General features: G+C 73.6%; 17 protein-coding genes. 13 read left to right on the forward strand and 4 right to left on the reverse strand.

All coding sequences use genetic code 11. The features are described 5' to 3' along the window. Positions 1-66: 66 nt before the first annotated feature. Entirely contained in the window at positions 67-813 is a 747-nt protein-coding gene (locus ACR807_RS26285) for an IclR family transcriptional regulator (RefSeq protein ID WP_438924087.1), read from the reverse strand. Between the two features lie 83 nt (positions 814-896). Between ACR807_RS26285 and aceB the strand changes: the two genes are divergently transcribed. The 4 genes from aceB to ACR807_RS26305 all read left to right on the forward strand — a co-directional run bounded on the left by aceB (position 897) and on the right by ACR807_RS26305 (position 4,818). Next, positions 897-2,462 (forward strand): malate synthase A, encoded by a 1,566-nt coding sequence (aceB, locus tag ACR807_RS26290; RefSeq protein ID WP_438924088.1) that lies wholly within the window; start codon positions 897-899, stop codon positions 2,460-2,462. Position 2,463: 1 nt separating this feature from the next. Next, positions 2,464-3,654 carry a DUF6986 family protein gene (locus ACR807_RS26295; protein ID WP_438924089.1) on the forward strand — a complete coding sequence of 397 codons (1,191 nt, stop codon included), beginning with the start codon at positions 2,464-2,466 and terminating at the stop codon, positions 3,652-3,654. Positions 3,655-3,742: 88 nt separating this feature from the next. Beyond that, positions 3,743-4,201 (forward strand): Imm1 family immunity protein, encoded by a 459-nt coding sequence (locus ACR807_RS26300; RefSeq protein ID WP_438924090.1) that lies wholly within the window; start codon positions 3,743-3,745, stop codon positions 4,199-4,201. A gap of 44 nt (positions 4,202-4,245) precedes the next feature. Further along, entirely contained in the window at positions 4,246-4,818 is a 573-nt protein-coding gene (locus ACR807_RS26305) for a GNAT family N-acetyltransferase (RefSeq protein WP_438924091.1), read from the forward strand. A 28-nt stretch (positions 4,819-4,846) separates the two neighbouring features. Here ACR807_RS26305 and pucL read toward each other — a convergent pair whose 3' ends face one another. Genes pucL through uraD form a run of 3 tightly spaced genes read right to left on the reverse strand, consistent with a single transcriptional unit; the run spans position 4,847 to position 6,569 of the window. Then, on the reverse strand, positions 4,847-5,779 hold the full coding sequence (gene pucL, locus ACR807_RS26310) for a factor-independent urate hydroxylase (protein WP_438924092.1): 933 nt from the start codon (positions 5,777-5,779) through the stop codon (positions 4,847-4,849). Positions 5,780-5,781: 2 nt separating this feature from the next. Further along, the gene (locus ACR807_RS26315; protein WP_438924093.1) at positions 5,782-6,069 is read right to left on the reverse strand and encodes a hydroxyisourate hydrolase; all 288 of its coding nucleotides are present in this window, start codon (positions 6,067-6,069) and stop codon (positions 5,782-5,784) included. Beyond that, positions 6,066-6,569: a 2-oxo-4-hydroxy-4-carboxy-5-ureidoimidazoline decarboxylase gene (uraD, locus tag ACR807_RS26320; RefSeq protein ID WP_438924094.1), complete on the reverse strand. Its 504-nt coding sequence runs from the start codon at positions 6,567-6,569 to the stop codon at positions 6,066-6,068. Before uraD ends, ACR807_RS26315 begins: the two co-directional genes overlap by 4 nt. A 115-nt stretch (positions 6,570-6,684) precedes the next feature. On the opposite strand from uraD, the gene allB reads away from it, so the two are divergent. From allB to ACR807_RS26365, 9 genes are all read left to right on the forward strand, one after another. Continuing rightward, positions 6,685-7,980 (forward strand): allantoinase AllB, encoded by a 1,296-nt coding sequence (allB, locus tag ACR807_RS26325; RefSeq protein ID WP_438924095.1) that lies wholly within the window; start codon positions 6,685-6,687, stop codon positions 7,978-7,980. Then, positions 7,977-9,005, forward strand: coding sequence for an allantoicase (gene alc, locus ACR807_RS26330; RefSeq protein WP_438924096.1), 1,029 nt, complete (start codon positions 7,977-7,979; stop codon positions 9,003-9,005). Before allB ends, alc begins: the two co-directional genes overlap by 4 nt. A 123-nt stretch (positions 9,006-9,128) precedes the next feature. Next, positions 9,129-10,694, forward strand: coding sequence for an alpha/beta fold hydrolase (locus ACR807_RS26335; protein WP_438924097.1), 1,566 nt, complete (start codon positions 9,129-9,131; stop codon positions 10,692-10,694). A 347-nt stretch (positions 10,695-11,041) separates the two neighbouring features. After that, positions 11,042-12,385 (forward strand): ammonium transporter, encoded by a 1,344-nt coding sequence (locus ACR807_RS26340; RefSeq protein WP_438924098.1) that lies wholly within the window; start codon positions 11,042-11,044, stop codon positions 12,383-12,385. Further along, a complete protein-coding gene (locus ACR807_RS26345) occupies positions 12,382-12,720 on the forward strand; it encodes a P-II family nitrogen regulator (protein ID WP_344035194.1) in 339 nt (112 codons plus the stop codon). The genes ACR807_RS26340 and ACR807_RS26345 overlap by 4 nt, the downstream gene beginning before the upstream one ends. Positions 12,721-12,739: 19 nt before the next feature. After that, positions 12,740-15,109 (forward strand): [protein-PII] uridylyltransferase, encoded by a 2,370-nt coding sequence (locus tag ACR807_RS26350; protein ID WP_438924099.1) that lies wholly within the window; start codon positions 12,740-12,742, stop codon positions 15,107-15,109. 274 nt (positions 15,110-15,383) lie between these two features. Beyond that, the gene (locus ACR807_RS26355; RefSeq protein WP_438924100.1) at positions 15,384-15,929 is read left to right on the forward strand and encodes an AAA family ATPase; all 546 of its coding nucleotides are present in this window, start codon (positions 15,384-15,386) and stop codon (positions 15,927-15,929) included. A 56-nt stretch (positions 15,930-15,985) separates the two neighbouring features. Beyond that, on the forward strand, positions 15,986-17,536 hold the full coding sequence (ffh, locus tag ACR807_RS26360; RefSeq protein WP_438924101.1) for a signal recognition particle protein: 1,551 nt from the start codon (positions 15,986-15,988) through the stop codon (positions 17,534-17,536). After that, entirely contained in the window at positions 17,533-18,609 is a 1,077-nt protein-coding gene (locus tag ACR807_RS26365) for an amidohydrolase family protein (RefSeq protein WP_438924102.1), read from the forward strand. Before ffh ends, ACR807_RS26365 begins: the two co-directional genes overlap by 4 nt. Positions 18,610-18,630 lie beyond the last annotated feature (21 nt).

Here is an 18,630-nt window from a genome sequence, read left to right on the forward strand (position 1 = left end):
CTGGGCGTTGGACTCTCGCGACCTGAGGGTTGGACTCTCGGGTCCTGGGCGTTGGACTCTCGCGGGTCAGGGGTGGGTGGTGAGGTGGTGGGCGGTGGTCAGGATTTCGGGGAGGATGCGGGCCACCGACTCCTTGGTCAGCCTGCTGTCCGGGCCCGAGACCGACAGGGCGGCCAGGGTGGGGGCGCCCGGCAGCGGCACGGCGATGCAGCGCACGCCCAGCTCCTGCTCGCTCTCGTCGAGCGCGTAGCCCTGCTCGGCGATCCGGTCCAGCTCCGCCAGCAGCACGTCGACGTCGGTGATCGTGTTCGGCGTGTACGCGGGCAGCCCGGTGCGCGCCAGCAGCGCCCGCACCCGGTCGCGCGGCAGCTGGGCGAGCATCGCCTTGCCCACGCCCGTGCCGTGCGGCAGCAGCCGGCGGCCCACCTCGGTGAACATCCGCATCGAGTGCCGCGACGGCACCTGCGCCACGTACACCACCTCGTCGCCGTCCAGCACGGCCAGGTTCGCGGTCTCCTCCACCTGGTCCACGAGCCGCGCCAGGAACGGCCGCGCCCACGTGCCGAACTGCCGCGACGCGGTCTCGCCGAGCCGGATCAGGCGTGAGCCGAGCGTGTAGCGGCGGTTGCTGTTCTGCCGCACGTACCCCAGGGCGACGAGGGTGCGGATGAGCCGGTGGATGGTGGGCAGCGGCAGGCCGGAGGTGGCGGCGAGTTCGGACAGGCTCGCCTCGCCGCCCGCGTCCGCGAGGCGTTCCAGCAGGTCGAAGGCCCGCTGCAACGACTGGACGCCGCCGCCCGACTCTCGTGCCACGGTATCGCTCCTTCATTGCCGTTCCGCGTTGCGGAAACTATAGTCCGCGAAGTAGAAACCGAGTCGAAACGAGGTGGACCTCCATGTCCGGTGTTCGCGTCCTCGGGGGCGATGTGGAGCGCGGGGACGAGATCCTCACGCCGGACGCGCTGGAGTTCGTGGCCGGCCTGCACCGCGACTTCGCCGCGACGCGGGACGAGCTGGTCGCCCGCCGCGCGCACCGCCGCCCGCTCGGGTTCCTGCCGGAGACGAAGGACGTCCGCGACGGCGACTGGCGGGTCGCCGAAGCGCCCGAGCCGCTGCGCGACCGGCGGGTGGAGATCACCGGCCCCACCGAGCGCAAGATGACCGTCAACGCGCTCAACTCCGGCGCGCGGGTGTGGCTCGCCGACCTGGAGGACGCCAACACGCCGCACTGGCGCAACGTCGTCTCCGGCCAGGTCAACCTCTACGACGCGGCCCGCGGCACGATCGGGTTCACCTCGCCCGAGGGCAAGCGCTACGCCCTGCGCGACGACGTGGCGCGCCCCGCGATCGTGGTCCGCCCGCGCGGCTGGCACCTGCCCGAGCGGCACCTGGAGGTCGACGGGAGGCCCGCAGTCGGCGCGCTGGTCGACTTCGGCCTGCACTTCTTCCACAACGCCGCCCTCGGCCGGCCGTACTACTACCTGCCGAAGATGGAGAGCCACCTCGAAGCCCGGCTGTGGAACGACGTGTTCACCGCCGCGCAGGAACGGCTCGGCGTCCCGCACGGCACGGTCCGCGCGACCGTGTTGATCGAGACGATCCCCGCCGCGTTCGAGATGGAGGAGATCCTCCACGAGCTGCGCGACCACGCCTCCGGGCTCAACGCGGGCCGCTGGGACTACCTGTTCAGCGTCATCAAGTACTTCCGCGACGCGGGCCCGGACGCCGTGCTGCCCGACCGCAACAGCATCACCATGACCGCGCCGTTCATGCGCGCCTACACCGAGCTGCTGGTGCGCACGTGCCACAAGCGCGGCGCGTTCGCCATCGGCGGCATGGCCGCGTTCATCCCGAACCGGCGCGACCCCGAGGTCACGGAGAACGCGCTGGCGAAGGTGCGCGCGGACAAGACCCGCGAGGCGGGCGACGGGTTCGACGGCTCGTGGGTCGCGCACCCCGACCTCGTGCCGGTGTGCCGGGAGATCTTCGACGAGCGGCTGGGGGACCGCCCCAACCAGCTGCACGAGCTGCGACCCGAGGTGTCCGTGACGGCCGCGCAGCTGCTGGACTTCGCGTCGGCCGGCGGGACCGCGACGCGCGCGGGCGTCGAGTCCGCCGTGGACGTCGGCGTGCGCTACCTGCTGTCGTGGCTGGGCGGCAACGGCGCGGCGGCCATCCACAACCTGATGGAGGACGCCGCCACCGCCGAGATCTCCCGCTCCCAGCTGTGGCAGTGGGTGCACAACGACGTGGTGCTCGACGACGGCACGCCGGTCACCGCCGACCTGGTCCGCGAGGTGCTGGCGCGGGTCAGGGCCGGGCTGGAGGGCGAGCGCCCCGGCAGCGGGAGCGGGAACCCCGACGGCGGGCACCTGGACGCCGCCGTGGAGCTGTTCGAGCAGGTCGCGCTGTCCGACGACTTCGTCGACTTCCTGACCCTGCCCGCCTACGAGCGGATCTGACGTGCCGCGCACGTCGCTGCCGGCCGACGCCGTGCGGGCGCTCACCGCGCGGCTGGTGGACGTCGAGCAGCGGTCCCCGGTCGGCAGGCAGCCGGTGCACACCTGCTACGTCCCCGCCGACCGGGTCACCGCGGGCACCGTGCGGGACTGGGGCGCGCAAGCGCTTGCCGCGCTGGACGCGCACCCCGACCTGGGGCGCGTCCTCGACCTGCCGGACGAGGTGGCCGCCGTACTGCCCGACCGGGTGCGGGCCAAGCTCGCCGCCGAACCGGTGGAGGACCTCCGGGTCGACTTCGAGGACGGCTACGGCCTGCGCGACGACGCCGAGGAGGACGCCGACGCCGAGCGGACCGCGCTCGTCGTGCGGAACTGGGTGGACTCGGGCGCGGCGCCGCTGCGGTTCGGGCTGCGGATGAAGTCGTTCGACACGCGGGTGCTGCGCGAGCGCGGCATCCGCACGCTCGACGTGTTCCTCACCGCGCTGGGCGGCGCGCCCGAGGGGTTCGTGATCACGTTCCCGAAGGTCACCTCGGTCGAGCAGGTCGAGGTGCTCGGTGACGTGCTCGACCTGCTCGGCCTGCCGCTGCGGTTCGAGATCCAGGTCGAGACGACGCAGTCGGTCGTGGACCGGGAGGGCCGCCTGGCGATCCCCCGGTTCGTCGAGGCCGGTCGCGGTCGGGTCAGCGGCCTGCACTTCGGCACCTACGACTACACGGCGGCCTGCGGGTTGGGCGCGGCGCACCAGCACCTCGCGCACGGCGCGTGCGACTTCGCCCGCAACGCCATGCAGGTGTCGGCGGCCGGCACGGGCGTCGCGGTGTCCGACGGCTCGACCAACGTGCTGCCCGTCGGCGACGACGTGGAGCACGGCTGGCGCACCCACTACGGGCTCGTCCGCCGGTCCCTGGAGCACGGCTTCTACCAGGGCTGGGACCTGCACCCGGCGCAGCTGGTGACCCGGTACGCCGCCGTGCACGCCTTCTACCTGGAGGGCCTGGCCGCCGACGCCGCGCGGCTGCGGGCGTACGCGACGAGGGCGGGCGGGTCCGTGCTGGACGAGCCCGCCACGGCGCAGGCGCTGTCGTCGTCGTTCATCCGCGCCCTGGACTGCGGCGCGCTCGGCGAGGACGAGGTGCGCCGCGCGACCGGCCTGGACGTGCCCGAGCTCCAGGCGCTCGCCCGCCGCGCGTGACCGCCCCGAACGGCCCGCGCGGTCACCGGAACGGGTGATCTCGCGGTTCCGCGCGGCCGATCGGGCGCCGACCGGCCATGGTGGGGGCATGACCATGCGGGCCGGGTTGTGGACCGGGCTGCCGGACCTGGAGCGGGCCGAGTTCCGGTACCGGGTCGTGGCGTGCGCGGCGGACGTGGACGCGCTCATCGCCGCGCTGGCGAGGCCCGAGTGCAACGACGGGATGCTGGAGCACTTCGGGCGCGACCTCGACGCGGAGGGGGAGAGCGACCACAACCTGGTCCTCGCCGTCCGCGGCGGGTGGGGCTACGTCAACTACGTGGACGACGACTTCACCGGGTGGCCCAAGGGCGACCCGGGCGCGCCGTACGTCGACGAGCAGTACACCGACTTCCCGCCGGGCGTCGGCCTGCGCCTGCCGCTGTTCCGCGACGTGCTGCTGGAGTTCCTGGCCACCGCGCGGCGGCCGACCGCCGTGGACTGGTACGACGAGGCCGACCTGTTCCACGCCTGGCGGGTGCAGCGGATGGCGCTGCACGAGGCGTGAAAAACCGGTGGTCCGCGCGGCCGTCCCGCACCATGATCGGCGGGGTGGAACCGGAACCGCTCGTGATGCCGTCACCGCTCCCCGCCTTCGGGGACGTGCGCCTGCGCGCGTTCGAGCCCCGTGACGTGGACATGGTGCTGGACCTCGCGACGGACCCGTACGTGCCGACCATCGGCACCCTGCCCCCGAACGCCGACCGCGAGCAGGCCGCGGCCTACCTCGAACGGCAGCACGACCGCCTCGCCACCGGCTACGGCTACTCGTTCTGCGTCGCCGACCGGGACACCGACGAGGCGCTGGGCGGTGCGGGGCTGTGGCTGGCCCGGCTCCCGGCCGGCCGGGCCTCGGCGGGCTACTCGGTCGCGCCCCGCAGCCGGGGCCGCGGCGTCGCCGGCCGCGCCCTCACCGCGCTGACCCGCTTCGCCTGGACGATCCCCGCGCTGCACCGCGTGGAGCTGTACGTCGAACCGTGGAACACCGCGTCGGTCCGCACCGCCGAGGCCGCCGGGTACGAGCGCGAGGGCCTGCTGCGCAGCCACCAGGAGATCGGCGGGAGGCGGGTCGACATGCTGCTGTACGCCGCGATCCGGCCGACCCCCGGGAACCCGGCGGGCTAGAACTCCGGCCCGCCGGAACTCCGGCCCTTTAAAACTCAGGCAGGGAGTACCAGGCGAGCCCCGCGTCCTCGGCGTCGTCGCGCAGCACGGAACCTTCGATCAGGCCGTACGGGCGGTCGGCGGCGTGGAAGACCTCGTTGTGGTTCTCCAGCCCGAACGGGGACAGGTCGACCGCGAAGTGGTGCTTGTTCGGCATCGACAGCCGCACCTCGGCGACCTCGGGCCGCTCCAGCAGCACGGCCTCGCCCATCGCGTACAGGGTCTGCTGCAACGACAGGCTGTGCTTCCCGGCGAACGCGGCCAGCAGCAGTCGCCGGACCTCCGCGTGCGACCCGGCCCAGTCGACGCCCCCGGCCCGGTCGGCGCCACCCGCCCGGTCGGCGTCCACGGCCCGGTCGACGACCTCCGCGCGGTAGCGCCAGCGCGCCGTGACCGACGTGGCCAGGACGCGGTCGTCGGTCTCGGCCAGCGTCGTGTACTCGTCGCGCGGGAAGCCGTGGAACTCCGAGCCGGTCGTCTTGAGCACCACGAGGTCGCGCACGCCCGACACGACCCACGCGCGGTCGCCGTCGATCGTCACGGCGGTCGTGCGCTTCTCCGCGGAACCACCCGTGAACGAGTGGTCGTTGCCCTCGATCCGCTGCCACGAGTGCTCGTCGACCAGCACGCGCGCCCCGGTGATCGCCTCCTGCGAGGACACGAAGTGCCTGCCCAGGCGCAGCGCGAAGTCCTCGATCTCGCCGACCGGGGCCTGCTTGGCGAAGGCGTGCACGGTGTTCTTCTGCGTGTCGGTCGCGAGCACCTTGGAGTTGTCGCCGGTGAGGTGGGTGTCCGCCAGGTCACCGCGCAGGGACGTGCCGACCGTGAGGTCCTTGATGGTGTGCACGGCGCCCTCGCGCGACACGACCACCAGGCGGTTCTCCGCCTTGCCGTACTGGTTCGGCCCCAGGACGATGCCCACGGTCAGCTCCCTCGGTACGTCGTGAACGCGAACGGGCTCAGCAGGATCGGCACGTGCAGGTGCCCCTCGGTGACCCGGAAGGTGATCGTGATCTCCGGGTAGAACGGGGTGTCGACCTCGAACACCAGCCGGTGCACGCCGGGGTCCAGCTCCTCGTCGAACCGGAGCCGGCCGTCGTCGTCCGTGCGGCCGGCGGCGAGCACCGCGCCGTCGCGCTCCAACCGGACCGGCACGCCGACGCGCGGCCGACCGGCCTCCGCGTCGAGCACGTGCGTGGAGAGCGTGCTCACGCCACCACCACCTTCCGCAGCCGCAGTGCGGCGATCTTCCCGAGTTCCCGCGCCACCACGCGCAGTTCGGCGTCCGGTTCGGCGGTCGTCCGCGCGGCGATGTCGGCCAGGACCTCCTCACCGGACAACCCCGTCGCGCACACCAGGTAGATGTGGCCGAACCGGTCCTCGTACGCGGCGTTGGCCTCGGCGAGCCGGTCGGCCGGCGACGCGGCGGCACCGGCCTGCTCCTCGGCCGACCACCGCGCCGACACCCCGCCGTGCCGGGCCCGTTCGCCGATCCGGGGGTGCCCGGCGAGCGCGCCGCGCACCTCGTCGTCCGACAGGTCGGCCGCGCGGGAGGAGGCGTCGAGCAGGGCGTCCACGTCGGCGTAGGGCCGGCCGGCCAGCACGGCGCCGACCCAGCGCGGCACCGCGAGGCACTCGGTGAGCAGGGGGCGCAGCACGTCCGCGGGCGCGGTGTTGAAACCGGTGAGGTCGAACCCGGCGCGTTCGGGCACTGCGGCTCCTTTCCGCACGGCGGAACGTCACTTCCGGAATGGGGGACGGTACGAGCGCCTCCCGGGCATGTCAACGGCTCGACCCGCGGCCCCGCCGGGTGCGAAGGTGATCGGCATGGACCTGGTGCTGCGCGCTGCCCGCGTGATCACCCCGGACGGCGAGCGCCGGGCCGACGTGGGCGTGGAGGACGGCCGGATCGTGGCCGTGGCCGACCGCCTGGACGGGGCGGAGGTCGTCGAGCTGGCGGACGACGAGGTGCTGCTGCCCGGTCTGGTCGACACGCACGTCCACGTGAACGAGCCGGGCCGCGGCGAGTGGGAGGGCTTCGCCACGGCGACCCGGGCCGCGGCGGCGGGCGGTGTGACGACCATCGTCGACATGCCGCTCAACAGCCTGCCGCCGACGACCTCGGTGGCCGCGCTGGAGGCCAAGCGGGAGGTCGCGCGGGACCGGTCGCACGTCGACGTCGGGTTCTGGGGCGGCATCGTGCCGGACAACCTCGACGACCTCGGACCGCTGCACGACGCGGGCGTGTTCGGCTTCAAGTGCTTCCTCGTGCACTCCGGGGTGGACGAGTTCCCGCACGTCGAGGAGGACGGGCTGCGGCGCGCCCTGGACGTCCTGCGCCCGCGCGGCGCGCTCACGATCGTGCACGCCGAGGACCCGCACGACATCACCGAGCCGGGCCCCGGCTACCGGGCGTTCCTCGACTCCCGCCCGCACGCGGCCGAGGCGAACGCCATCGCCACCGTGGTGCGGCTGGCCGGGGAGACCGGGGCGCGGCTGCACGTGCTGCACCTGTCCAGCGGGCGCGGCGCGGCGCACGTCCGCGACGCCAGGGCGCGCGGGCTCGCCGTCACCGCCGAGACCTGCCCGCACTACCTGGCGTTCGTCGCCGAGGAGATCGGCGACGCGGCCACCGAGTTCAAGTGCTGCCCGCCGATCCGCGACGCCGCCAACCGCGAGGAGCTGTGGCGGGCGCTCGGCGAGGGCGTGGTCGACCTCGTGGTGACCGACCACTCGCCGTGCACGCCGGACCTCAAGGAGGGCGACTTCGCCACCGCGTGGGGCGGCATCGCGAGCCTCCAGCTGGGCCTGCCCGCCGTGTGGACCCAGGCCCGGCGGCGCGGCCACACCCTGCACGCCGTGGTGCGCTGGATGGCCACCAACCCGGCCGACCTGGTCGGCCTGACCACCAAGGGGCGCATCGCGCCCGGCGCGGACGCGGACTTCGCCGTGTTCGCGCCGGACGACGCGTTCGTGGTGGACCGCGACGCGCTGCACCACCGCAACCCCGTGACGCCCTACCACGGCCGACCGCTGGCCGGCGTGGTGCGGCGGACGTGGCTGCGCGGGCAGCCGATCGACGACCGGCCGCGCGGGCGGTTGCTCACCCGAGGAGACGCATGACCGAGGCACCCGACCCCACCCTGCCCGACGCCGCCCTGCCCGACCTGAGCCACCTGCCCGACCTGGCCTGCCGCGAGTTCGGCGGCAGCGTGGTGTGGGCGAACGACGAGCTGTTCGCCGAGCGGGAGAACCTGATCAAGCGGGCCGAGCCGGTGTTCCGGACCTACACCTTCGGCCACAAGGGGCAGGTCTACGACGGCTGGGAGACCCGTCGCCGGCGCGAACCCGGGCAGGACTCGGCGATCGTCCGCCTCGGCCTGCCGGGCGTGGTCAAGGCGGTGGTGGTCGACACGGCGTTCTTCAAGGGCAACTACCCGCCGTTCGCCTCGGTCGAGGCCACCTCGGCGGTCGGCCACCCGGACCCGGCGGAGCTGACCGACTGGGACGTCCTGGTGCCCCGGTCGCCGCTGGGCGGCGACCGGAAGAACTTCTTCGAGGTCGCCGCCGGGCGCCGGTACACCCACGTGCGGCTGACCATCCACCCCGACGGCGGCGTGGCCAGGCTGCGGGTCCTCGGCGAGCCCGTGGCCGACCCGGCGCTGCTGCTGCCCGAGGCGGTGGACCTGGCGGCGCTGGAGAACGGGGCCGCGGTGACCGGGTGCAGCGACATGTTCTACGGCTCGCCCGGCAACCTCATCGCACCCGGCCAGGCCACCGTGATGGGCGAGGGCTGGGAGACGGCGCGCCGCCGCGACGACGGCAACGACTGGGTGGAGGTGCGGCTGGCCGCGCCCGGCGTGGTGCGGCTGGCCGAGCTGGACACCACGCACTTCAAGGGCAACGCGCCCGGCTGGGCGTCGGTCACCGGGCGGGACGTGCGCACCGGCGCGGAGTTCCCGCTCCTGCCCCGCACGCGCCTGCAACCCGACACCCGCCACCGCTTCCCGCTCGACGCGGTCCCGGAGGCGACGCACGCGCGGCTCGACATCTACCCGGACGGCGGCATGGCACGCCTCCGCCTGTTCGGCCGCCTGACGGCGGACGGCCTCAGCGCGATCACCCGGAGGTACCACGAACTGAGCTGAGGGTCGTCGAAGTTGTCCCCCCAAGGGCTGACGACCTGTACGACCTGAGTTGGTTGTGGGCCGCACCACACCCCTGAAAGCCTGCCGTAACCCGATTGGGTGACAGGACCTAGGGAGGAACCTGTGCGACCGATCATTCGCGCGTTCGGCGGTCTCGGGACCGTCGTCGCGCTCGTCCTGGGGACGGCCGCGTTCGCGTCGGCCGAGGAACGACGACCCGTCGACGCGCAGGGCGTCGCGGCCATCGAGTGGGCGCCCTGCCCCGAGATCGCCGAGGTCGAGTGCGGCACGCTCAGCCTGCCGATCGACTGGGCGAAGCCGCGCGGCGAGAGGTTCGACCTCGCCGTGGCCCGCCGCAAGGCGCTCGACCCGGACCGGCGCCTCGGCGTCCTGGTCATCAACCCCGGCGGTCCCGGTGGCTCGGGCGTCGACTTCGCGCTGGGCGCGGACGACTACTTCAGCCCCGAGGTGCGGCAGCGCTTCGACATCATCGGCTTCGACCCGCGCGGCGTGGCCCGCAGCCAACCGGTGAAGTGCTCGTTCGACCTGGCGGTGAACGCGCCGTCGCCCTACCCGACCGACCAGGCCGGCTTCGACGCCCTCGCCGCCCACAACCGCGAGCTGGCCGCCGACTGCCGTGCCCGCAGCGGTCCGATCTACGACCACGCCGACACGCTGTCCGTCGTGAAGGACGTCGACGCCCTGCGGAAGTCCCTCGGCGAACGGAAGATCAACTACTACGGGATCTCCTACGGCACGCTCATCGGCCAGCAGTACGCCGAGGAGTTCGGCCGCAACACCCGCTCCATGGTCATCGACTCGAACATGGACCACAGCCTCGGCACGTGGCGCTTCAACGAGACCGAGGCCGTCACCGCCGAGGACTCGTTCACCGAGTTCGTGAAGTGGTGCGGGCGCACCGAGTCGTGCGCCCTGCACGGCCGGGACGTGCCGGCGTTCTGGGACGGCCTGCTCGCCCGCGCCGACCGCGGCGAGGTCACCGACCCGGACGACCCGACCTACGTCGTCTCCGCGCGGGACGTCATCCGGGTGGCCTTCAGCGCCTTCTACGGCCCCGACTGGGCGCCCCTCGCCGAGTTCCTCGTCCGGCTCGCCGCCGGCGAGCCGACCCCGGGCGTGTCGCTCAGGGCCGTCCGGCCCGCCGCGGCGCAGGAGACCGTGGAGAACCCGTTCCCCGCGGTGTTCTGCCAGGACTGGGCCATGCGGGTGAAGGACTACCGCGAGTTCTCCGCCCTGGTGGCCCACGCCGACCGGCTCGCGCCGCACATGCGCGGGGGCTCGCTGGGCCACTCGGCGATCGCCGCCTGCGTCGGCCTGCCGGGGAAGGTCGCCAACCCCCAGCACCGGCTGCGCATCGAGGACTCGCCGAAGATCCTGATGAGCAACGCCCTGCACGACCCGGCCACCGCGTACGAGTGGGCCGTCAACGCCAACCGGCAGAGCCGCGACAAGACCGTGCTGCTCACCTACGAGGGCTGGGGCCACGGCGTGTACGACCGCAGCGCCTGCACGCGGGACGCCGCGGACCGGTACCTGATCAGCCTGAAGACCCCGCGGCCCGGCGCGCGCTGCGCCGCCGTGGAGCCGCCCGGGCAGACCGCGGTGTCGCTCGGCGCGACGCCGCTGCCGACCGGCCCGGCGCCGGGCGTGCCCGGCTGGCTCCGGTAGCACCGCCGGCTCACCACGAGGCCGCTCCCGCCACCGCGCGGGGGCGGCCTCCGCCGTGTCTGGCACGCTGGACCCCCGCCCCCCGGAGCCGTCGGTGACCCACCGTCGCCGGGCGCGCCGTCGTGACCCGCCCGTCACCCGCGGGGCGAGGATTGCTCACACGTAACGTCACCGGCGGTTCCCCGGTCGGGTGGACTCCCCGCAGGAGGAACAACCCCCTTCAAGAGCGCGAAACCTGCCCGTAACACCGGGACCGGGACAGTTCACCGGCGCGAAACCTGGGGCGCGGCCGCGTGAAACAGGACATACCGATGCTCCTCGGCAACCGACGTGCAGTGGAGGTCGACGTGGATACAGGGGACACCGCCTGGGTGCTCACCAGTGCCGCACTGGTGCTGTTGATGACGCCGGGACTTGCCTTCTTCTACGGGGGCATGGTCCGGTCCAAGAGTGTGCTCAACATGATGATGATGAGCCTGGGTGCCATCGGCGTGGTCGGTGTGCTCTGGGTGTTGGTCGGCTACTCCACCGCGTTCGGCACCGACGTCGGTGGCGGCCTGCTGGGCAAGCCGTTCGAGTTCTTCGGCCTCGACGGCCTGCTGACCAAGGAATCGCTGTTCGGGACCATCCCGACGACCGTGTTCGTCGCGTTCCAGGCGATGTTCGCCATCATCACGGTGGCCCTGATCTCCGGTGCGATCGCCGACCGCGCCCGCTTCGGCCCGTGGCTGCTCTTCGCCGGCCTGTGGTCGATCGTCGTGTACTTCCCGGTCGCGCACTGGGTGTTCGACTTCGACGGCAAGGACGCGGACGGCAACGTCATCGACCCCGGCGGCTGGATCGCCAACAAGCTCCTCGCGATCGACTTCGCCGGCGGCACCGCGGTCCACATCAACGCCGGCGCCGCGGGCCTCGCGCTGGCCATCGTCCTCGGCAAGCGCGTCGGTTGGCCGAAGGACCGGATGAAGCCGCACAGCCTGCCGCTGGTCGTCCTGGGCGCCGGCCTGCTGTGGTTCGGCTGGTTCGGCTTCAACGCGGGCTCCGCGCTCGGCGCGAACACCACCGCGGGCGTCACCTTCGTCAACACCCTGGTCGCCACCGCCGCCGCCATGCTCGCCTGGCTCGCCGTGGAGCGCGTCCGCGACGGCAACGCCACCACCCTCGGCGCCGCCTCCGGCATCGTCGCGGGCCTCGTCGCCATCACCCCCGCCTGCTCCTCGGTCACCCCGGTCGGCGCCATCGCCATCGGCGCGATCACCGGCGCCCTGTGCGCCCTGGCCGTCAGCCTCAAGTACCGCTTCGGCTTCGACGACTCGCTCGACGTGGTCGGCGTGCACCTGGTCGGCGGTCTGTCCGGCACCATCCTGATCGGCTTCTTCGCCAGCTCGTCCGCCCCGGCGGGCATCGACGGCCTCTTCTACGGTGGCGGCGTGGACCAGCTGTGGCGCCAGGCGGTGGGCGCGCTCGCCGTGCTCGCCTACTCCTTCGTCCTCAGCCTGCTCCTCGGCTACCTGGTCAAGATCACCGTCGGCTTCCGCGCCGACGAGGAGGCCGAGGTCGGCGGCATCGACGAGGCCGAGCACGCGGAGACCGCGTACGAGTTCGGCTCGGGCCTGGGCACCCGCGGTCCCTCCAAGCCCAGCGTCGCCGCGGGCGCCACCGCGGTCCTTGAGGGGAGCAACAAGTCATGAAGCTGGTCACCGCGATCATCAAGCCGTTCACCCTCGACGACGTGAAGGCATCCCTGGAACAGCTCGGGGTGCTCGGCATGACCGTCAGCGAGGTCCAGGGCTACGGCCGGCAGAAGGGCCACACCGAGGTCTACCGCGGCGCCGAGTACGCCGTCGACTTCGTGCCCAAGCTGCGCATCGAGGTGCTGATCGACGACGCGGCCGTGGACAAGGTCCTCGACGCCGTGGTCGAGGCCGCGCGCACCGGCAAGATCGGTGACGGGAAGGTCTGGGTGACGCCGGTCGACACGGTCATCCGGGTCCGGACCGGGGAGCGCGGCTCGGACGCCCTTTAAGACAATGGGAGACGGCCGGATGGACAACGACGAGACGGCCGTCGTCACGGCTGACGACCTGGTGCGAGCACGCGATCGGCTGCTCGCGCCAGGTCGGCGCCGTCTGACGGGGGAGTCGCTGCGCGAGGCGCTGGTCGACCTGCACGAGTTCTGGCTGACCGCCCACGCCTCGCAGGCGGGCGTCGGCGGACCGGGGGGCGGTGTCGCGCTGGTCGCCGTGGGGGGCCTGGGCAGGCGCGAGCTGGTGCCCTACTCGGACCTCGACCTGGTCCTCGTGCACAACGGGCACAAGGGCGTGGAGGGGATCGCCGAGAAGCTCTGGTACCCGCTGTGGAACTCGGGCATCGGCCTGGACCACTCGGTGCGCACGGTCGGCGAGGCGCTCCGCGTCGCCGCCGGCGACCTGCGCACGGCGCTGGGCCTGCTCGACATCCGCCACCTCGCGGGCGACCAGGAGGTCAGCCGGCGGCTGGTGGACAGCTCGCGCCAGGCGTGGCGCACGGGGGTGCGCACCCGGCTGGACGAGATGGCCGAGTCCGCGTCGCGCCGGTGGGCGCGCAGCGGCGAGATCGCGCACCGCGTGGAACCCGACCTCAAGCACGGCCGGGGCGGGCTGCGGGACGTGACGCTGCTGGACGCGCTGTCCGCGGCCCAACTGGTCGACCGGCCCTCGGCGGAGGTCGACGAGGCCCGCAAGCTGCTGCTGGACGTGCGCACCGAACTGCGCCGCGTGGCCGGCCGCCCGCGTGACGTGCTGCGCGCCCAGGACGGCGACGAGGTCGCCGCCGCGCTCGGCCTCCAGGACCGGTTCGCGCTGGCCAGGTCGATGTCGTCGGCCGCGCGGACGATCGTGTACGCGGTGGACGTGGCCATGCGCACCGCGCGCGCCGCCGTGCCGAAGAGGGGCCTGGGCGTGTTCGCCCGCTCCACGCTGCGCCGCGCGCCCGCCCGCCGCCCGCTGGACGAGGGCGTCGTGCTGCACGGCACCGAGGTGGCCCTCGCGCGCGACGCCACGCCCAGCCGCGACCCGGCGCTGCTGCTGCGGGTCGCCACGGCCGCCGCGCGCAGCAAGCACCCGATCGCCGCGGGCACGCTCGCCAAGCTCGCCGACTCCGCGCCCGAGCTGCGCCAGCCGTGGCCCCGCGAGGCCCGCGACGAGCTGCTGGCCCTGCTGGGCAGCGGCACGGGCCTGATCGACGTGGTCGAGGCGCTGGACCGGACCGGGCTGTGGGGCAGGCTGTTCCCCGAGTGGGGCGCGGTCCGCGACCTGCCGCCGCGCGACGCCGCCCACACCTGGACCGTCGACCGGCACCTCGTGCAGGCCACCGCGCACGCCGCGCGCCTGGTCACCAGGGTCTCCCGGCCCGACCTGCTGCTGCTCGGCGCGCTGGTGCACGACATCGGCAAGGGCAGGCAGGCCGACCACTCGGAGGTGGGCGCCGCCCTCACCACGCAGATCGCCGAACGCCTCGGCCTGTGGCCGCAGGACGTCGCCACGCTCACCGCGCTCGTGCGCCACCACCTCCTCCTGCCGCACACGGCCACCCGCCGCGACGTGGAGGACGAGGCGACCGTGCGCCGGGTCGTGGACACCCTGGGCGGCGACCCGGTGCTGCTCGAACTGCTCTACGCGCTGGCCGAGGCCGACGCCGTGGCCACCGGGCCCGGCGTGTGGTCGGAGTGGAAGTCCTCGCTGATCAGCGACCTGGTCGCGCGGTGCCGCACGGCGATGGCGGGCGACCCGCTGCCCAAGCCGGAACCGCTCGACCAACGCCAGCGGGACCTCGCCGACGCCGTGCTGGCCAGCGGCAAGCCGGACGTGCTGGTCGCCCCGGGCGGCCAGGGCGCCGTCGTCACGGTGGTGGCGCCGGACCGCCCCGGGCTGCTGTCCAGGGCCGCGGGCGTGCTCGCGCTGAACTCCCTGGAGGTGCACGCGGCCACGTTGCGCTCGCACGGCGACCCCGCCACCGGGGCCGCCGCGGTCGACGTGTTCACCGTGTCGCCGCGGTTCGGCTCGCTGCCGGACGTGGCGCTGCTGCGCGAGCAGCTCGCCAGGACCCTGGACGGCTCGCTGCCGCTGGCCGACAAGCTGGCCGCCAAGGAGCGCGACTACGGCGGCCCGCCCCAGGACCCGCCGCCGCCCAGGGTGCTGTGGTTCGACGACGAGTCGACCGGCGCGGTGGTGCTGGAACTGCGCGCCGCGGACCGGATCGGGCTGCTGCACCGCGTCGCCGACGCCCTGGAGCGGTCCGGTGTGGACATCGCCTGGGCGAGGGTGGCCACGCTGGGCTCCACGGTCGTCGACTCGTTCGCGCTCACCGTGCCCGGTGGGCTCGACGCCGTGGGCCGGCGCGAGGTCGAGCGGGCCGTGCTGCTCGCGGCCGGGTGACTTCGCGGGACCGGGTGACTTCGCGGGACCGGGTGACTTCGCGGGGTCGGGTTGCGTAGCTCTACGCACAACCGATCACGGGTGCTCACGCTGCCCCCGGGCCCGTCCGACGGGCAAGCTTCCACGCATGGCAGGGGGACCCCGCCCGATCGCAGGGGGGTGGGGCGGGGACGTCGCCACCGGGTGGCCGGGGGCGGCCCATCGAGGGGTTGGGCCGCCTTCGGCCACCGCCGGAACTCACCCGCGTCCGAAACGTCTCTTTAGTATGGACGTGATGACCGCTGTCGCTGTGGGGCCGCGCTCGCTCGTGGTGCTGGCCGGACTGCCGGGAGCGGGCAAGACGACGCTGCTCGCCGCCGCCGACACCGGCGGGGCGCCGACCGTCGTGCTGGACTCCGACCAGGTCCGGAGCGCCCTCACGGCCGCGTTGCCCCGAGCGGTCCCCTACCGCTTCTACCGACCCCTGGTGCACCTGGTGCACCGCGGTCGCATCCTCTGGTTCGCGCTCACCGCGACCACCAGCCTGCTGCTGGTGCACGAACCGTCGACCCGGCCCACCACCAGGGCCGGCCTCGCGGCGGTCGGCGTGCTGACCAACCGGCCCCGGCACTTCGTGTGGCTCGACGCCACGCCGGAGGAGGCGCTGTCCGGTCAGGTCCAGCGGGGCAGGCTGATCCGCTCGCGGTCCTTCGGGCGGCACGTGCGCCGCGCGACCCGGCTGCGGACCAGGTTCGCCGACGGCCGCCCGCCGCGCGGCTGGCAGGGCGTGACCGTGCTGACCCGCCACGACCGCCTGCGGCTGGCGGTCACCCCGGGCTGAGCGGCTACCCTGGGGGAACCAGTGGCGGAAATCGACGTGCGAGGTCTGGCGGCACCGTGTTCAACACCCTTTCCGACCGGCTCACCGGGGTTCTCCAGAACCTGAGGGGCAAGGGACGGCTGTCCGAGGCGGACATCGACGCCACCGCGCGCGAGATCAGGGTCGCGCTGCTGGAGGCCGACGTCGCGCTGCCCGTCGTGCGCACCTTCATCGCCAAGGTCAAGGAGCGCGCCAAGGGCTCCGAGGTCAGCCAGGCGCTGAACCCGGCCCAGCAGGTCGTCAAGATCGTCGACGAGGAGCTGGTGGGCATCCTCGGCGGCGAGACCCGCCGGCTGAACCTGGCCAAGAACCCGCCGAGCGTGATCATGCTCGCCGGCCTCCAGGGCGCGGGCAAGACGACCCTGGCGGGCAAGCTGGCCCGGTGGCTCAAGGTCCAGGGCCACACCCCGCTGCTGATCGCCTGCGACCTCCAGCGCCCGAACGCGGTGACCCAGCTCCAGGTCGTCGGCGAGCGCGCCGGCGTGAAGGTCTTCGCGCCCGAGCCGGGCAACGGCGTGGGCGACCCGGTCGACGTCGCCCGCCGCGGCATCGAGGAGGCGAAGCGGTCGCAGCACGACGTGGTCGTGGTCGACACCGCGGGCCGCCTCGGCGTGGACGAGGAGATGATGCGGCAGGCGGCCGACATCAGGACCGCCGTCCAGCCGGACGAGGTGCTGTTCGTCGTCGACGCCATGATCGGCCAGGACGCCGTGAACACGGCGACCGCGTTCCGCGACGGCGTCGGCTTCACCGGCGTGGTGCTCACCAAGCTCGACGGCGACGCCCGCGGTGGCGCCGCGCTCAGCGTCCGCGAGGTCACCGGCCAGCCGATCCTGTTCGCCTCGAACGGCGAGAAGCTGGAGGACTTCGACGTCTTCCACCCGGACCGGATGGCGAGCCGCATCCTGGGCATGGGCGACATGCTCACCCTGATCGAGCAGGCCGAGCAGGCGTTCGACGCCGAGCAGGCCGAGGCCGCCGCGGTGAAGATGGGCTCCGGCCAGCTCACCCTGGAGGACTTCCTGGAGCAGATGCTGGCCCTGCGCAAGATGGGGCCCATCGCGAACCTGCTGGGCATGCTGCCCGGCGCGGGCCAGATGAAGGACCAGCTCGCCAACCTCGACGAGAAGCACCTCGACCGCGTGCAGGCGATCATCCGCGGCATGACACCCGCCGAGCGCGACGACCCGAAGATCATCAACGCCTCGCGCCGGCTGCGCATCGCCAACGGCTCCGGCGTCCGGGTCAGCGACGTGAACGACCTGGTCAACCGGTTCTTCGAGGCGCGCAAGATGATGTCGCAGATGGCGGGCCGGTTCGGCCTGCCCGGCGCGGGCGGCGGCAAGAACAACCGCAAGGGCAAGGGCAAGAAGGGGAAGAAGGGCAAGGGCCGCGGCCCGACGCCCCCGAAGGTGCGCGGCGGCTTCCCCGGGATGATGCCGGGCATGATGCCCGGTGGCATGCCGCCCGGGATGCCCGGCGGCGCGCCCGAACTGCCCCCCGGCCTGGGCGGGCTCGACCAGCTCCCGCCCGGCTTCGACCCGTCGAAGCTGAAGTTCGGCAAGTGACCGGTCTGCACCTGCGCGGCGTCGTCCTCCCGGAGGGCGGCGACCCGCGCGACCTGTGGGTGGTCAACGGCCGCATCCGCACGCGGCCCGTGCCGGGCGCCACCACCGTGGTCGACGGCGGCTACCTCGTGCCCGGCCTGGTGGACGCGCACTGCCACGTGGGCCTGGGCCCGAAGGGCGCCGTCGACCTGCCCGAGGCCGCCGAGCAGGCGCTCGCCGACCGCCGGGCGGGCACCCTGCTCGTCCGCGACTGCGGCTCGCCGCTGGACACCCGGCCGTTGCAGGAGCGCCTCGACCTGCCCCGGATCATCCGCGCGGGCCGCCACCTCGCCCGGCCCAAGCGGTACATCAAGTACCTGGGCGTGGAGGTCGAGGACCCGGCCGACCTGCCGGCCGCCGTCGCCGAGCAGGTCGAGCAGGGCGACGGCTGGGTCAAGCTCGTCGGCGACTGGATCGACCGCGCGAGCGGCGACCTCAAGCCGCTGTGGACCCGGGACGCGCTCACCGAGGCGATCAAGGTCGCCCACGAGGGCAGGGCGCGGGTCACCGCCCACGTGTTCGGCGAGGAGGCGCTGCCCGACCTGCTCGCCGCGGGCATCGACTGCGTCGAGCACGGCACCGGCCTCACCGACGACACGATCGAGCAGATGGCGCGCACCGGCACCGCGCTGGTGCCGACGCTGATCAACACCGAGAACTTCCCGTCGATCGCCGCGGGCGCCGACAAGTACCCGGTCTACCAACGGCACATGCTCGACCTGTACGCGCGCAGCGGCGAGACCGTCGCCAAGGCGGTCGAGGCGGGCGTGCCGGTGTACGCGGGCACCGACGCGGGCGGCGGCATCGAGCACGGCCGGATCGTCGACGAGGTCCAGGCCCTGCGCCGGGTGGGCATGACGGCGGAGCGCGCGCTCGGCGCGGCGTCGTGGGCGGCCCGCGAGTGGCTCGGCTTCCCGTCGCTGACCGAGGGCGCGGCGGCCGACGTCGTCGTCTACCGGACCGACCCGCGCGTCGACCTGGAGGCCCTGCGCCACCCTGCGCTGGTCATGCTCCGCGGTCGCGTGCACGCCTGACCCCGCACCGGCACCGCCCGC

Origin of the sequence: Saccharothrix sabaoui (assembly GCF_051756985.1) — a bacterium.
GTDB lineage: Bacteria > Actinomycetota > Actinomycetes > Mycobacteriales > Pseudonocardiaceae > Actinosynnema.

Excerpts from the sequence above, each read along its gene's own strand:
- ACR807_RS26300 (WP_438924090.1), top strand. The coding sequence starts at position 3,743 with ATGACCATGCGGGCCGGGTTGTGGACCGGGCTGCCGGACCTGGAGCGG.
- alc (WP_438924096.1), top strand. The coding sequence starts at position 7,977 with ATGACCGAGGCACCCGACCCCACCCTGCCCGACGCCGCCCTGCCCGAC.
- allB (WP_438924095.1), top strand. The coding sequence starts at position 6,685 with ATGGACCTGGTGCTGCGCGCTGCCCGCGTGATCACCCCGGACGGCGAG.
- ACR807_RS26355 (WP_438924100.1), top strand. The coding sequence starts at position 15,384 with ATGACCGCTGTCGCTGTGGGGCCGCGCTCGCTCGTGGTGCTGGCCGGA.
- ACR807_RS26350 (WP_438924099.1), top strand. The coding sequence starts at position 12,740 with ATGGACAACGACGAGACGGCCGTCGTCACGGCTGACGACCTGGTGCGA.
- aceB (WP_438924088.1), top strand. The coding sequence starts at position 897 with ATGTCCGGTGTTCGCGTCCTCGGGGGCGATGTGGAGCGCGGGGACGAG.
- ACR807_RS26345 (WP_344035194.1), top strand. The coding sequence starts at position 12,382 with ATGAAGCTGGTCACCGCGATCATCAAGCCGTTCACCCTCGACGACGTG.